Origin of the sequence: Arthrobacter sp. S39, from assembly GCF_004320525.1 — a bacterium.
Lineage (GTDB): Bacteria > Actinomycetota > Actinomycetes > Actinomycetales > Micrococcaceae > Arthrobacter.
Genome location: NZ_SIHX01000002.1, coordinates 78,340 through 92,907, shown reverse-complemented (window position 1 = coordinate 92,907; position 14,568 = coordinate 78,340). Strand labels below are relative to the sequence as shown.

Annotated in this window: 12 protein-coding genes; 7 read left to right on the top strand and 5 right to left on the bottom strand. The window is 65.7% G+C overall.

Translation table 11 applies throughout. The features are described from left to right. Positions 1 to 89: 89 nt before the first annotated feature. The gene (gene dnaB / locus EYS21_RS04380; RefSeq protein WP_131131993.1) at positions 90 to 1,472 is read left to right on the top strand and encodes a replicative DNA helicase; all 1,383 of its coding nucleotides are present in this window, start codon (positions 90 to 92) and stop codon (positions 1,470 to 1,472) included. Positions 1,473 to 1,500: 28 nt separating this feature from the next. On the opposite strand, the gene EYS21_RS04375 is transcribed toward dnaB, so the two are convergent. Both EYS21_RS04375 and EYS21_RS23900 read right to left on the bottom strand, forming a co-directional pair. Continuing rightward, positions 1,501 to 2,469, bottom strand: a complete 969-nt coding sequence (locus tag EYS21_RS04375) for an acyl-CoA thioesterase (RefSeq protein ID WP_131131992.1) — start codon at positions 2,467 to 2,469, stop codon at positions 1,501 to 1,503. A gap of 132 nt (positions 2,470 to 2,601) precedes the next feature. Then, positions 2,602 to 7,002 carry an SGNH/GDSL hydrolase family protein gene (locus EYS21_RS23900; protein ID WP_131131991.1) on the bottom strand — a complete coding sequence of 1,467 codons (4,401 nt, stop codon included), beginning with the start codon at positions 7,000 to 7,002 and terminating at the stop codon, positions 2,602 to 2,604. 351 nt (positions 7,003 to 7,353) lie between these two features. On the opposite strand from EYS21_RS23900, the gene aztD reads away from it, so the two are divergent. Then, positions 7,354 to 8,685 (top strand): zinc metallochaperone AztD, encoded by a 1,332-nt coding sequence (aztD, locus tag EYS21_RS04365; protein WP_242633285.1) that lies wholly within the window; start codon positions 7,354 to 7,356, stop codon positions 8,683 to 8,685. 90 nt (positions 8,686 to 8,775) lie between these two features. Here the strand turns inward: aztD and EYS21_RS04360 are convergent, their stop codons facing one another. After that, positions 8,776 to 9,210, bottom strand: coding sequence for a DoxX family protein (locus EYS21_RS04360; protein WP_131131990.1), 435 nt, complete (start codon positions 9,208 to 9,210; stop codon positions 8,776 to 8,778). A gap of 217 nt (positions 9,211 to 9,427) precedes the next feature. Between EYS21_RS04360 and EYS21_RS04355 the strand changes: the two genes are divergently transcribed. The 3 genes from EYS21_RS04355 to EYS21_RS04345 all read left to right on the top strand — a co-directional run bounded on the left by EYS21_RS04355 (position 9,428) and on the right by EYS21_RS04345 (position 11,899). Continuing rightward, positions 9,428 to 10,780 (top strand): MATE family efflux transporter, encoded by a 1,353-nt coding sequence (locus EYS21_RS04355; RefSeq protein ID WP_242633284.1) that lies wholly within the window; start codon positions 9,428 to 9,430, stop codon positions 10,778 to 10,780. 25 nt (positions 10,781 to 10,805) lie between these two features. Beyond that, positions 10,806 to 11,396, top strand: a complete 591-nt coding sequence (locus EYS21_RS04350; RefSeq protein ID WP_207307677.1) for a hypothetical protein — start codon at positions 10,806 to 10,808, stop codon at positions 11,394 to 11,396. A 107-nt stretch (positions 11,397 to 11,503) separates the two neighbouring features. Beyond that, complete coding sequence (locus EYS21_RS04345) at positions 11,504 to 11,899, top strand: hypothetical protein (protein ID WP_131131988.1); 396 nt, start codon at positions 11,504 to 11,506, stop codon at positions 11,897 to 11,899. 138 nt (positions 11,900 to 12,037) lie between these two features. On the opposite strand, the gene EYS21_RS04340 is transcribed toward EYS21_RS04345, so the two are convergent. Next, complete coding sequence (locus tag EYS21_RS04340) at positions 12,038 to 12,583, bottom strand: CGNR zinc finger domain-containing protein (protein WP_131131987.1); 546 nt, start codon at positions 12,581 to 12,583, stop codon at positions 12,038 to 12,040. A 70-nt stretch (positions 12,584 to 12,653) separates the two neighbouring features. On the opposite strand from EYS21_RS04340, the gene EYS21_RS04335 reads away from it, so the two are divergent. Next, complete coding sequence (locus tag EYS21_RS04335; protein WP_131131986.1) at positions 12,654 to 13,706, top strand: EamA family transporter; 1,053 nt, start codon at positions 12,654 to 12,656, stop codon at positions 13,704 to 13,706. A gap of 95 nt (positions 13,707 to 13,801) precedes the next feature. Here EYS21_RS04335 and EYS21_RS04330 read toward each other — a convergent pair whose 3' ends face one another. Further along, positions 13,802 to 14,065 carry a WXG100 family type VII secretion target gene (locus EYS21_RS04330; protein WP_131131985.1) on the bottom strand — a complete coding sequence of 88 codons (264 nt, stop codon included), beginning with the start codon at positions 14,063 to 14,065 and terminating at the stop codon, positions 13,802 to 13,804. A 210-nt stretch (positions 14,066 to 14,275) separates the two neighbouring features. Between EYS21_RS04330 and EYS21_RS04325 the strand changes: the two genes are divergently transcribed. Continuing rightward, a complete protein-coding gene (locus tag EYS21_RS04325; protein WP_131131984.1) occupies positions 14,276 to 14,548 on the top strand; it encodes a DUF2277 domain-containing protein in 273 nt (90 codons plus the stop codon). Positions 14,549 to 14,568: the final 20 nt, after the last annotated feature.

Sequence of the window (14,568 nt, the reverse complement as noted above, 5' to 3'; positions counted from 1 at the left end):
TCCAAGACGCCCGCACCCCACAGGAAGAACAGCTTAACCACGGTGGAACCTTCTCGTTCCGCTGCGGCACACAATGGAGGACGGCAGCTTTGTCAGTAACGCACCTGGACCCGATCGAGGGCACCCGCGGATCCGAAAGCAGCCGGAAGCCTCCCCAGGACATCCCGGCTGAACAGTCCGTCCTGGGCGGCATGATGCTCTCCAAGGACGCCATCGCCGACGTCGTGGAAATCCTCCGTGGCCAGGACTTCTACCGCCCAGCCCATGAAACCATCTACGAAGCCATCATTGACCTCTATGGCCGCGGCGAGCCCGCGGATGCGGTCACCGTCTCGGATGAGCTGACCAAACGCGCCGAGATCAACAGGATCGGCGGACCCGCCTACCTGCACGAACTCATCCAGACCGTGCCCACTGCAGCCAACGCCGGCTATTACGCCGAAATCGTGGCCGAACGCGCCGTGCTGCGGCGCCTGGTCAACGCGGGAACCAAGATCGTCCAGCTGGGTTACGGCTCCGACGGCGAAGTGGAAGACCTCGTCAACCAGGCCCAGGCCGAGGTGTACGCTGTGGCCGAGCGCCGCACCGCCGAGGACTATGTCGTCCTGAAGGACGTCATGGAATCCACGGTGGACGAGATCGAAGCCTCCGGCCACCGCGGTGAAGGCATGACCGGCGTGCCCACCGGGTTCTACGAACTCGACGAACTCACCCACGGCCTGCACCCCGGCCAGATGATCGTCATCGCTGCCCGCCCGGCTGTTGGTAAGTCCACGTTCGCGCTGGACTTCGCCCGTTCGGCGGCCATCAAGAACAACCTGGCCACGGTGATGTTCTCGCTCGAAATGGGCCGGAACGAGATCGCCATGCGCCTGCTGTCCGCCGAGGCCACCATCGGGCTGCAGGACCTCCGCAAGGGCACCATCAAGGACGAGCAATGGTCCAAGATCGCCACCACCATGGGCCGGATGAACGATGCCCCCCTGTTCATCGACGACAGCCCCAACATGTCGCTGATGGAAATCCGTGCCAAGTGCCGGCGCCTGAAGCAGCAGCACGACCTCAAACTCGTGATCCTGGACTACCTCCAGCTCATGAGCTCCGGAAAGAAAGTGGAATCCCGCCAGCAGGAAGTCTCGGAGTTCTCGCGTGCGCTCAAGCTGCTCGCCAAGGAACTCCAGGTCCCGGTGATTGCGCTGTCACAGCTGAACCGTGGTTCCGAACAGCGGCAGGACAAGCGGCCCATGGTCTCGGACCTTCGTGAATCCGGCTCCATCGAGCAGGATGCCGACATGGTGATCCTGCTGCACCGCGAGGACGTCTACGACAAAGAATCACCGCGCGCCGGCGAGGCGGACATCCTGATCGCCAAGCACCGTAACGGCCCCACCAAGGACATCGTGGTGGCCTTCCAGGGCCACTACTCGCGGTTCGCCAACATGGCAGCCGACGCCGGCGGCGGCGGCTTCTAAGGTCCGGCCACCGCAGGGCGCAACTGGTTTAGCCGTGCGCCAGCAGGTGGTTGGGCAGCCGGTTCCCTGGGGCCGTGCCCCGGATTTCCAGCAGCTCGCGTGCGTGTGCGTGCAGCCGCTTGTCCTCCTCCGAGACCGGCACCCAGCGGGGGATGGGCACCGACGTGCCTTCGGCGTCGCGCGCCACCATCACGGTGAGGCAGTAGGTGGTGAGGTTCAGTTCCTTGCCCTTGGGATCCCCGGAGCGGACGTGTACGGCAATGTGCATGCCTTTGGTCCCCGTGTAGACCAGCCGCGCCTCCACTTCCACCACATGTCCGATGAGCAGCGGACGGTAGAAGCGGACGCCGCCGGAGAACACCGCGACAGTGTCCTTCCCGGAATACCGTGATGCGCAGACATAGGCGGCTTCGTCGATCCACTTCATGACAATCCCGCCGTGGACCTTGCCGCCCCAGTTCACATCCGTGGGGGCCGCCATGAACCGCAGCGTGACGCGTTCGGCCGTTCCGGCGTCGGTATATTCCTGGGCGTTCATGGCCTCAACGATCTGTTCACGGACCTTGACCCTGGCCAGGGCATGGTCGCGCTGCTCGATCTCGTCGGCCGTGACCGGCTCAAACTGTTTGACGGGGATGGGCTTGCCGTCCTCGCCCACAGCCACAAAGATCACCATGCACTGGCTGCTCATGGTGGCCGGGCCGCCCTTGGGATCCCCGGAGGAGACGACCGTGCGGATGTGCATGGAGGACCGTCCCGTGTACACGATGGTGGCCTCCACCTCGACCATGTCGCCGCTGTTGACCGGGTCCGCGAAGTGGATGTTGCCCACGTAGGCGGTGACGCAGTAGGACTTGGCCCAGCCGACGGCGGCCGCATACGCGGCCTTGTCCACCCACTCCAGGACGGTCCCGGCGTCCACGGACCCGCTGTGGCCCACATCCATGGGGGCGGCCAGGAAGCGGAGGGTTACGGAGTTGGCTGCGGTCTCAGTCATGCTGCGATCTTACTGACGCGGCCGGTTACCCGGGGGTTGGGGCTGACACATAGCCGCAACAGGAACTGCCCCGCCCGCCGGTTTCGGCGGACGGGGCTGTTCAGCTGGCTGGCAGGGCCCAGCGGCCGGTGGTTACTTCGCGCCGGTGTAGGTGATGTCCGGCTGCGCGGGCAGGTCCATGCCGGCCCCGATGTAGAAGCTGGGGTGCGGCGGCTGGTTGTAGGCGATGTTCTCGCGTGCAACGGACTGCCGGTACACCGGATCGTGCATCAGCGTCCGGAGACGGACGCCGGTGCCCGCAGTGGTGGTGTAGATCCGCAGTTCGGTGCTGTCCGACGACGGCCAGGCGAGTTCCTCACGCCAGTCACCGAGGAGATCGGCCTGGATGGCCGGGGTTCCCTTGGTGCTGTTGTTGGACTTCGCGCCGGCGGCGGTCAGGAGCCGGTCACTGGATCCGGTTTCCCAGTTCCACTTGGAGATGCTGGGCGTTCCCTTGCTGGTGGTGGCGTCCCAGTCATGGTCAACGATCTCCCGGAGCAGGTCACCGTCCCACCAGGCCAGGAAGTTGGCTGCCGGGATGTTGTTGGCGATCAGTTCACCCTTGGCTGAGCGCAGCTCACCGACGGGGGAGTTCCATGCAGCGTCGCCGCCGATCGCCCAGCCCTCGGCCCCGGCGTACCGGGGGTCGATGTCACCGGCGGCCGCGCGGCCGGTGTCCTTGGTGGCCGGGATGCTCCAGAGGACTTCGCCGGTCCGGGAGTCGCGGAACGTGGCGCCCTTGTTGCCGCTGGAACCCATGTCCTCGTGGGCCGCGAATGTTTCGAGTCCGGGCCGGGAGGGGTCCAGGTCGGACGTGTGGATGGCGTCACCGTGGCCAAGGCCGGTGCTGTAGAGCGGCTTGCCGTTGTCGTCGATGGTCATGGAACCGAAGACGAACTCGTCCTTGCCGTCGGCGTCAACGTCCGCCACTGACAGGTTGTGGTTGCCCTGGCTGCGGTACTGGGTTCCGGCGATGTCTGAATCGAAGATCCAGCGTTTGACGATCTTGCCGCCCACGAGGTCGTAGGTGGCCAGGACGGTCCGGGTGTAGTAGCCGCGGCTGAACATCATGGAGGGGTGTTCGCCGTCGAGGTAGGCGACGGCGCCGAGGAACCGGTCCACGCGGTTGCCGTAGGCGTCGCCCCAGGCGGCCACGTCGCCGCGGGGAGGTTCGTAGGCCACCGTGTCCATGATGGTGCCGGTGGCACCGTGGAAGACTGACAGGAACTCCGGCCCGGTCAGCACGTAGCCGCTGCTGTTGCGGTAGTCCGCAGTGGCGTTTCCGATCACGGTGCCGGCGGCGTCGCGTGTGCCGTCCGCCGTCTTCATCGCGACTTCGGCCTTTCCGTCGCCGTCGAAGTCGTAGGCAAGCACCTGCGTGTAGTGCGCGCCGGCGCGGATGTTCGGTCCCATGTTGATCCGCCAGAGCTTGGTGCCGTCCATCCTGTAGGCGTCCACGTAGACAGTGCCGGTGTAGCCCGCCTGCGAGTTGTCCTTGGAGTTGGACGGGGACCACATCTGGATGATCTCGTACGTGCCGTCGCCGTCGACGTCGGCAACACTGGAATCACCCGCGGAGTAGGTGTACGGCTGGCCGTCCTTCGTGTAATCGTCGGCAGGCTTGTCCAGCTTGACCGCCAGGTAGTCCTGGGCAAGCGGCGTGAACTCGGTCGTGAGTTGGTCCCCGCCGTTGCCCACGGCCTTGACCACATACCGGGACGCGGCGGTGCCTGTTGGGTCGAGGAAAGTGGTGCTGTTCCGGATGGGCTCCTCGGTGAGCTGGACGCCGTCGCGGATGATGTGGAAGCCGATCTGCTCAGTATCCAGGCCCAGCATTCGCCAGCCCACGCGGACACCCTGTTCGGTCAGGAGCGCAACGGGCGCGCGGTCCAGGTTCTCCAGCTGCCGGTTCACCACGGTGACCTTTTGGGTTCCGATGACTGCCGAGGGAGCGGATTCGCCGCCCTTGTTCACTGTGGTCACGCGGTAGTAGAACTTGATGGTGGTCAGGACTGAGAAGTCCGTGAAGTTCACCTCGGTGGCCCGGCCGGCGTACTCGAACGGCCCGTCAGGGGACGTTGACCGGTAAACCTGGTAGGCGGCCGCTCCGGCGACCTTCTGCCACTTGAGTGAGACGCTGTTCTTCTCGACTGCCTTGACGTCCAGCTTTGCGGTTGCCGCGGGGACCGCCGTGCCCGGGTCCACCAAGGCAACCTCGAAGGTGTTGGACGGAACGGACTCCAGGCCCGTGTTGTCCACGGCCGTGACGAAGTACTTGTACTTCAGGCCGGCGAAGGCCGTGCTGTCGCGGTAGGAAGCGGATGTGACGTTTTCCGCGATCAGCTGGGGCCCGGTCTCGAATGAGGCCTGGCGGAACACCTTGTAGCCGGCTGCGTCTCCCACTGCATCCCAGGCGAGGTCAACAGCCGGCGGTTCAGCGCCGGCATCCACGGCCGTGGTGTGCAGGTTGGTGGGGCCAACCAGCAGTGGGGTGACCTCGAGGCCGTTAAGCCGCTGGCCCGAGCCGCTGATGGTGAGGTTCAGCTGGCCATCGGACACCAGGACCTGGTTGATGATCTTGGTAGCGGATGAGGCCTTGCTGGAGGCGACCTGGCCGTAGGGCGTGCCTTCGGCGGCGACATCGGTCCGGGTGGAGCCGATCCAGTCACTGTGGTACGTCTTGAGCGCGTAGGTGCCGTTCGGGACGTCGAGTTGGAATTCGAAGCTGGAACCGCTGAGGACGAAGTCGCGCAGCAGGTTGGTGGTGACGGCACCGCGGTCGCGGTCGCTCAGCACTGCGAGGTCCTTGAACCCGAAGCCGCGCTCAGGCGTGTAGGCCATGGTGCGGTTGACCTCGGTGTATCCGGCCTCGACCGGCGCCCCTACCGGGCCGAAGTCAAAGCGGTACTTTGCTTCCTGGGTGGTCACGTTCAGGGTGTCGCTGGGTTCGGACAGGCCCTTGCCGTTCATGGCGGCGACGCGGACGTTGTAGGCAGTGCCTTCGGCCAGCCCGGTGAGGTTGGCCGTTGGGACAGTGGCCGTCGTGGCCAGCGCCCAGGAGCTGTCCGGTTCGGAGGCAAGTTTCCGGTACACCTTGTAGATGTCCGCATCTGCAACGGGCTGCCATTTCAGCAGCGCCCCGGCGTTGGACACACTGCCGGCCACCAGGCCCTGCGGCTTCGCGGGAACGGCCGACGGCGGTGCGATCTCCTCAATGTGCGATGCCAGCGGCAGGCTGAGCTGCTTCACGCTCCCCGCGATCAGGCGGGCGATCTGGATGGCGCCGTATTCCTGGAAGTGCGTGTTGTCCACGGTGCCGGTGGGCCGGTTCGGGTACACGCCGGCGTCGACGTGGAGGAATACGGACTTGGTGTCCTCCGGGCCGATGGCGTCGTAGTAGGCGCGGCTCAGGGCGGACAGGTCCACCAGTGCCACGTTCTCTTCGGCGGCCAGTTCCTGCATCTTGGCCACGTACTCGGGGAAGCTGACGTTGAATTTGCCGGTGGCCTCGTCGTAGTCGCGCCGTCCCACGGGGGTGACCAGCACAGGGGTGGCGCCGCGCTGACGGGCACCGTTGACGTAGGTCCGAAGGTATTCCTTGTAGTCCGCCGGGGACGCGTAGCGGTCATCCACGCCGATGGTGGCATCGTTGTGGCCGAACTGCACCATGAGGTAGTCGCCGGGGTTGATGACCCGCAGGATCTCGTCGAGCCGTCCCTGGCTGATGAAGTTCTTGGAGCTGCGGCCACCGATGGCGTGGTTCCTGAAGGCCACCTTGTCATCGAAGAAGCGGTCAATCATCTGGCCCCAGCCCGCCTGGGGAACAAAGCCGGCGTCGTAGGTCTGGACGGTGGAGTCCCCGGCAAGGTAGACACCGGGGTCAGTGGTGGCAGTCCGCGGTGCGCGGGCGGCAATCACGAGTGAGTTGATCTTGGCCGCCGTGCCGGAGAAGTCCAGGTTCAGCTGGCCGTCCACCAGGGAAATGGGGAATTCCATCTCCAGGTACTGGCCGGCCGCCTTGTCCGTGAGCTGGACCTTGGCCACCTTCTCTGCCGTGATGGCGATATTGGTTGCTTCGGCGGCATCACCGGCGATGAGCTTGACGGTGTAGTCACCGTTAGGCAGGTCCACCAGGAAGCTGCTGCCCTGTGCCTGGACGAAGTCGGAGCGGAGGGCGTCGCCGGTGGCCCGGTCCACCCCGGATGTCACGGCAGTGTCCGTAAAGCCGAACTTGCCGGCGGCGGAGTACGCAGTGCCGGCGTCAACATGGGTGTAGCCGGCTTCGGTGCTGCCGGGGCCGAAGTCGAAGCGGAATCCGCTGCCCACGGGTGGCAGGGACGTGGTGGCCTCGACGGCCGGCAGGCCCGTGAAGGCAATGGCCGCGGAGGCGACGGCTGCCGTGACGGCTTTGGTGCCCGTGGAAAGGCGCCTTCTGCTGCTGCGGTGCGGAGGACCGTCCTTGCCGAACGGGCTGTCTTGAGGGGGATGGTTCACAAGCATCTCCTTTGATGGGCTGTGGCGGGATCCAACCACTGTGTCGGATCTTGGATCGTTTCAATTCGAACGGAAACTATTCGGGTGCTGCTTTTGTGTGCCCTGCATGCGCGAACTGGCAGCTATTCCCCTCAGGAGGGGAATTTGACGTCATTAGCTGCTAGTTCGCGCCCAGGGGCCGGGTGATGTGATCGCTCACAGGTTTATCAGTGCAACGTTGTAGAGGTCAAGCGTTTCCTGATTGTTTTCTGGGAGTTTTTGATATCGAGTGTGTTGTTCTGGTGCACCGGACCCCCGCGAAGGGTTCGCCGTGACGCAGTCGACGTCATTCAACTTGCAACACTATTGATAATGACTATCGTTAGCGACATGACTATTACTCAACTACGCCCCAGGCTGCTGCGCCCTTATCGGCCCGCGCTCCCGGCAGTTCTCGCGGTTTCGGCCCTTCTCCTCACAGCGTGCGGGGCCGCTCCCGGTGAAGGCGCCGGGCCGCCGTCGAGCAACGGCGCCGACTCAGCCGGCACGGCCCCATCAGGCCAGGCGAAGGAAAGCCAGGCCCCCGCCCCCCGGCTGGTCATGACCCATGACTCCGGCATTACGGTCCTTGACGCGAAGACACTGAAGGCGGTGGGGGATACGCCCCTGGAGGGCTTCAACCGCCTCAGCCCGGCCGGGGACAGCCGCCATGTCCTGGTGGCCACCGGGGACTCGTTCCGCGTCTTCGACGCCGGCGTGTGGACCGAGGCGCACGGGGATCACGGGCACTCCTATGTCGCAGCGCCGCAGCTGACGGACCGGGCTTTCAGTGCCAGCAAGTCCGGGCATGTGGTCCGCCACGCCGGCAAGACGGTGCTGTTCAGCGACGGGTCCGGCAAGGTCGAGGTTTTCGACCCTGCCACCCTGACTGAGGCACTCAAGACCGGCCTCCCCTCGACTGCTTCGTACACCACGCCCGAAGCCCATCACGGTGTCGCTGTCGAGCTGGCGGACGGCAGGCTTCTGGTCACCGTGGGCAACGAGGACAGCCGTACGGGCCTGGCCCTCCTGAGTGCGCCGGACGGGCCGGGCGGGGAGCGGCGGGAGTTGCTCCGCAACGAGGAATGCCCCGGCGTCCACGGCGAGGCGGTTGCCGGTGAGGAAGCCGTGGTGGTGGGTTGCGAAGACGGCATGCTGGTCTACAGGGATGGCGCCATCACCAAGGTTGCCAGCCCCGATCCCTACGGCCGGATGGGCAATCAGGCAGGAAGTGACGCTTCGCCCGTGATCCTTGGCGACTACAAAGTGGACAAGGATGCCGACCTGGAGCGGCCCACCCGCATCTCGCTCGTCAACACGGATACCGGCCAGCTGCAGCTCGTGGACCTTGGGGCCAGCTATTCCTTCCGCTCCCTGGGGCGCGGACCGGCAGGGGAGGCGCTGGTTCTCGGCACCGACGGGGCGCTGCATGTGATCGATCCGCTGACGGGGAACAAGACCGGCTCCATTCCCGTGGTTCCCGCATGGGAGGAGCCCGTGGAGTGGCAGGATCCGCGGCCCACCCTGTTCGTCCAGGGATCCGTGGCTTACGTTACGGATCCGGCCGGATCAAAGATCCATGCGGTGGACCTGAAATCCGGGAAGGTGGCCAGGAGCGCCGACCTTGACCGCGTCCCCAATGAACTGACGGGCGTCACTGGCTGACCGTCCGGCAGACGCGGGAGGACAACAAAAAACGACGGCGGCGGGGCACCTGGGTGCCCCGCCGCCGTCGTTCGCTGCTGTGTGAGCTGATTAGGCCAGCATGGCCAGCTTGGAGTTCGCGCGGCCAAAGAGGGCGCGGTCCACGGAGATGCGGCCGGCGCCCGTGAGGGCTACGGCCAAGGCGGCTGCTGCCAGGAGCAGCACCAGTTCGTAGCCGCCGGTTGCCGCGAACACGCCGGCTGAGGCGTGCACCAGGAGCAGGGCGCCCAGCATGTCAAGGGCCAGGAGGAGTGCGACGATCCGGGTCAGGATGCCCAGAATGAGGGCAACTCCGCCGGCCAGTTCGAGGACGGCCACCGTCGGAGCGGCGATTTCGGCGGCGGGAACACCCATCTTCGTGAAGGCGGCCTGGGTGCCGGCGATGGTCCATTCGTTGAACTTCTGCCAGCCATGGGCGGCGAAGAGGAAGCCGAGGATGACGCGCAGGATAGTTACTGCGGTGGTGGTAAGCGGGGTCTGGTTCATAAGAGTTTCACCGTTTCGGATGTCGGTCGGGGCTGTTTGCGTACAAGCGGGCCGGATCGCAGCGTTGAAGCTTGAAGTACCGAGTCTTCCAGACTTATAGTTGAAGTGTCAACAAATTGTGTGCCGGTGTGTTGTTTATCATGGCCGGACGGAGCCCTTTCGACTCTGCGCCCCAACGGCGGGCGCGATGTCCGGGCGCCCAGATAGGCTGGCAACCGTGCCACACCAATCCGCCCCTGCTGCCGCAAAAACAACTGCCGGCCACTCCCGGGAAATCCTGCGGCTCGCCGTCCCCGCGTTTGGCGCCCTGATTGCCGAACCGCTGTTCCTCCTGGCGGATTCCGCGATCGTCGGCCACCTGGGGGTGGCCCAGCTGGCGGGAGTGGGCCTTGCGTCCGCCGTGCTGCACACCGCTGTTGGCCTGATGGTCTTCCTCGCGTATTCCACCACGCCGGCCGTGGCACGGGCACTCGGCGACGGCCAGCTGGGCAAGGCGCTGGCGGCCGGGCGCGACGGCGTGTGGCTGGCGCTGCTGCTGGGCGTCCTCCTGGCTGCCGCAGGCTTCTTTGCGGCCGATCCGCTGGTGGGACTCATGGGTGCGGACGGCGCTGTCCGGGTCTTTGCCGCCGATTACCTCCGCTGGTCCATGCCGGGACTTGTAGCCATGTTGCTCATTTTCGCCGGAACGGGCGTCCTCCGCGGGCTCCAGGACACCCGCACGCCGCTGGTCGTCGCTACGGCCGGGTTCGCCCTGAATATCATCCTGAACCTCTGGCTCGTCTACGGCCTTGGCTGGTCGGTCACCGGCTCTGCTGTTGGCACCAGCATCGCGCAATGGGCCATGGCCGCCGTCTACCTCGTGATGGTCCAGCGCAATGCCTCCCGGCACGGCGTCAGCCTGCTCCCCGACTGGCGGGGCATCCGTGCCATGACGCGGATCGGATCGTGGCTGATGCTGCGCACACTCAGCCTGCGCATCGCCATTCTGGCCACGGTGCTGGTGGTGACGGCCCAGGGTCCGGTCAACCTGGCGGCGCACCAGCTGGCCATGACCATTTTCTCGTTCCTGGCCTTCGCCCTGGATGCCCTGGCCATCGCCGCGCAGGCACTCATCGGCAAGGAACTGGGGGCCTCCAACCCCGCCAAGGCGCGGCTCCTCACCACCATCATGATCAGGTGGGGCATCGGCTTTGGCGTCGCCACCGGGGTCCTCCTCGCGGTGGCCGCGCCCTGGGCGGGGCTCCTGTTCACGTCCGACGCCGGCGTCCACTCCGCGCTGACCGTTGCACTGTGGGTGCTCGCCGCAGGGCAGCCGGTCGCAGGCTATGTGTTCGTCCTCGACGGAGTGCTGATCGGCGCCGGTGATGCGAAGTATCTGGCAATTGCCGGCGTCGTCAACCTTGCGGTGTACGTTCCGCTGCTCCTGGCGGTCGCCGGCTCGGGCGCCTCCGGCGTGCCGGGGCTGGGGTGGCTGTGGGCGGCCTTCGCCCTGGGGTACATGGCAGCACGCGCCGTGACCCTCGGGGCACGCGCCAGGTCCGACCGGTGGATGGTGCTCGGTTCGACGTAGCACCCGCGCCCACTAAACTGGACCGGTGACCCGCCCATTGACGCCAGCTGAAGCCGCCCACGGTACCGCCCCCCAGAAGGACCTGTGGAAACCCGTGCTGCTGCGTGCCATTGTTGCCCTGGTGTTCGGGGCGGTGACGATTTTCTGGGCTGCACCGTCGGTGGGGGTCATGGCGTGGGCCGGCGGAATCTACCTGCTGGCCACCGGGATCCTGGTGCTCTGGGGTGTCCCCAAGGCCGGCTTCCGGCGCGAAGACGGGCCCGGGACGCTGTTTTCAGCCGCAGGTTTGATCCTTGCTGGAACCGGCGTGGCGCTGCTGCTGCTCCAGGGCGACCTGCTCTTCGGCATCATCGCAGCGCTGGGCCTGGGTTTTGCAGGCGTGATCGAACTGCTGTGCGGACTCCGGAACCGCCGCAGACACGTGCTGGCCCGGGACTGGCTGGCCTCCGGCGTCATCGGCATCGGAACAGCTGTGGCGATCCCGTTCTTCATTGGCCTGGGGGCCCACGCCCTGCTGGGCGTCGCCGGCGGCGGCGCCATCATCGCCGGTGTGCTCTGGGTGCTGTCCGCGCTGACCCTGCGGCACGATGCCCGGGCCGCCGTCGTGAAGCCGTAAACTAGAAGCGTACGGTTCTACCCAGTGTAGAAGTTTCGCCGTACAGACCCAACGCACCATTCGAACCGGGCACGCCTCCGCGCCGTGCCTGCAGGGGAGGAACCACCTTGGCAGACCAGCAACCAGGAAAACCGCGCAAGATGCGGACCTCGGTGAAGGGGCCGCTGATGTTCTCCGCGTTCTGGGCCGTCATCGCCTTTATTGCGGTCCTCATTTTCGCTTCCGGCGGCAGCGCACGCGCCCCGCGGTTCGACCTGGCCTTCACCGGCGCCGGAATCGCGTTCATTGTCACGCTGGTCATCGCCGCCATGCTCTCGATGAGCTACAAGGACAACGCCGAGCACCTTGGCAAGGGTTCGGGTGTGAACCTGAGCTCCGCCCGCAAGCCCTCCCACGGGTTCGGCGGAACGTCTCCGCAGTCCGGCCGCGAGGGCCAGGATGGTTCCCGGCCTGGCACTTCTGAGCCTGGCACACCCGACGCCGACGGGCCATCCGGGCGCTAAGCCCGCTGCATCGATTGCTCCGTAAAGGCCTTGTGAGGCCCTTGTGAGGGTTCAAAAGGGCCCTTGCGGAGCAATCGATCCTGCAACCCGACGGTCCGGGCCCGTCCCGTCTTCTAGCGGCCAGCAGGCCTGACAGCCTCAGCCGGCCTGTGCCTGGCGGGCCCGGTAAGCCGCGACATGTGCCCTGTTGGCACAGTTGCCGGTGTCGCAGTACCGCTTCGAACGGTTGCGGGTCAGGTCCAGGACCACCGCATCACAGTCATCCCCTTCGCACACCAGCATGCGGTCCATCTCCTTGCTCCGGATCACGTCCACCAGGGCCATGGCCGCCTCGGTGCCCATCCTGTCCGCCAACGGCGCCTCGCGGGTGGTCGCATGCAGGTGCCAGTCCCACTGGTCGTGCTTCATCAGCTGCGGCAATGCGCTGGCATCGCGCAGCAGGCGGTTCACGGATTCCACCGCTGAATCCTCATCCGAGGTCCATACACCTGCGAGCTCGCTGCGCAGTTGATGGATGCTGGCCAGTTCTGCGGCGTCGCGCGCCCGGGCCCCGCTGAAGCCCTCGGCTTCAAGGAAGCGGTCCAGGTCCGACACGCTACCCAGAGTTTCCCTGCCATTCGCGGCGCTGTTGATCAGATGCACCACGGTGCGCAGCGCCACCTCAGTGTCAGGGGCAAAAACCATCTTGACTCCTTACAGGGCCGGGCGTAATGTCATGACCATTACCCCACTTTACTCCTGACAGGAGGCGACAATGACTGCCGCCACCAACCCGGCCGCGACAGCCGGCCACATCACAGCCAGCCGCGGCTTTTTGGCCTCAGGCCTTGGGATCGCGTTGTTCTCCTCCGCGGTCTTTGGAATCTCCGGATCTTTCGCCAAAGCGCTCCTGGAAACGGGCTGGTCTCCCGGCGCCGCGGTGACCGCGCGCCTCACCGGCGCCGCCCTGATACTTGCCATTCCGGCCATTCCAGCCCTCCGCGGCAAGTGGCACCAATTGCGCGACAACTGGGTCGCGATCGGGCTGTTCGGCCTCATCGGGGTGGCCGCCTGCCAGCTGTTCTACTTCAACGCGGTGGCCCGCCTTTCGGTCGGAGTGGCCCTGCTCCTGGAGTACTTGGCCCCGGTGATCATTGTTCTCTGGCTCTGGGCCGCGAGCCGGAAGCGGCCGCGCGCCCTGACCTTCGGCGGGACGCTGCTGTCCCTCGCCGGGCTGGTACTGGTCCTTGACCTCACCGGCACCGTCAAGATCGATGTGGTCGGCGTGTTGTGGGGGATAGCGGCAGCGGTGTGCCTGGCCATGTACTTCTTCATCACCGCTAGGGAGAACGACTCCCTGCCACCCATCGTCCTCGCCTCCAGCGGCCTCATGGTGGGAGCGGCCGTGATGTGGCTGGCAGCCGCAACCGGCCTGCTTCCCATGGCCTTCAGCACGGCGGACACCAAACTTGGTCCGTGGATCACGCCGTGGTGGGTCTCGTTGGGCGGCCTGGTGGTGCTGGCAACAGTCCTGGCCTACGTCTCCGGAATCATGGCCGCCCGTGCCCTCGGCTCCAAGGTGGCATCCTTCGTTTCGCTGACCGAAGTCCTCTTCGCCGTGATCTGGGCATGGCTGCTCCTCGGGGAACTGCCGGGTGCCATCCAGCTCCTGGGCGGAGCGCTGATTGTTGGCGGCGTCATCCTGGTCAGACTCGATGAACTGCGGGGCCAGGCCAAGGCCATCACCCCGGTGGTGGACGACGAAGCACCCCGGCGGAAGGCGCCCTCACCGCTGGAGCACGCGAACGACGTCGAACCCGTCCCCTGACAGCCGGTCCGCCTCCAACTGCGCTGACTGCTGCGTAAACGCCAACGGGCCCGGACACTGTGTTGTGTCCGGGCCCGTTGGTAATGCTGCTGTGGCTAGTGTGAAGCGTCCGACTGCTCCTGGGCGTTCCGCGTGGCCTTCTGGCTGGCTTCCTTCAGGGATTCAGCGACCCGGGTCAGCTGCGTCATGTGCTCACCGGACCACTGCTGCTTGAACGCATCCGCGTCCGGGCCCATCCACTGCGTGGAGTTCAGCAGGGTGTTCAGGTTGTTCTTCTGCTGCTCAATCTCGTTTGCACCATGCTGCAGCTTGGTGCCGAGAGTCCTGAGCTGTTCTACATCTGCGCCCCACAAAGCCATGAGTATTCTCCTTAGTCTTGGATCCGATCCAGATCGGCATCCCCAGCGGCCCCCGGCTGATCCGGAAGATCCATTACCTAGAACCTATCCCGGCCCCAAAACACTGTCGATGGGGACCGCTGCCCATGCACCAGTTCCCATGGGCGGAAGGCCTCCAAAAGCACGAAGCAGGGGGTCGATCCCAGGCGTTCCAGAGCCTAGCATGGCCTTATGTGCCGGAATATCCGAACCCTCCATAACTTTGAACCGCACGCCACCTCTGAGGAGGTGCACGCCGCGGCCTTGCAGTATGTGCGCAAAATCAGCGGCAGCACCAAGCCGTCGAAAGCCAACGAGGAAGCTTTCGCCGAGGCCGTGCACGAGATCGCCCACATCACCCAGCATCTCCTGGACGCCCTGGTCAGCCATGCGCCGGCCAAGGACCGCGAGGAGGAGGCCGCCAAAGCAAGGGCGAGGGCCGCGGTGCGCTTCGGTACCGCCTGACGGCCTGCCGGCGGGGTCAC

Coding starts and splice junctions, on each gene's coding strand:
- EYS21_RS04360 (WP_131131990.1), bottom strand. CDS start 9,210: ATGAACCAGACCCCGCTTACCACCACCGCAGTAACTATCCTGCGCGTC.
- EYS21_RS04375 (WP_131131992.1), bottom strand. CDS start 2,469: ATGACTGAGACCGCAGCCAACTCCGTAACCCTCCGCTTCCTGGCCGCC.
- EYS21_RS04325 (WP_131131984.1), top strand. CDS start 14,276: ATGTGCCGGAATATCCGAACCCTCCATAACTTTGAACCGCACGCCACC.
- aztD (WP_242633285.1), top strand. CDS start 7,354: ATGACTATCGTTAGCGACATGACTATTACTCAACTACGCCCCAGGCTG.
- EYS21_RS04335 (WP_131131986.1), top strand. CDS start 12,654: ATGACTGCCGCCACCAACCCGGCCGCGACAGCCGGCCACATCACAGCC.
- EYS21_RS04340 (WP_131131987.1), bottom strand. CDS start 12,583: ATGGTTTTTGCCCCTGACACTGAGGTGGCGCTGCGCACCGTGGTGCAT.
- EYS21_RS04330 (WP_131131985.1), bottom strand. CDS start 14,065: ATGGCTTTGTGGGGCGCAGATGTAGAACAGCTCAGGACTCTCGGCACC.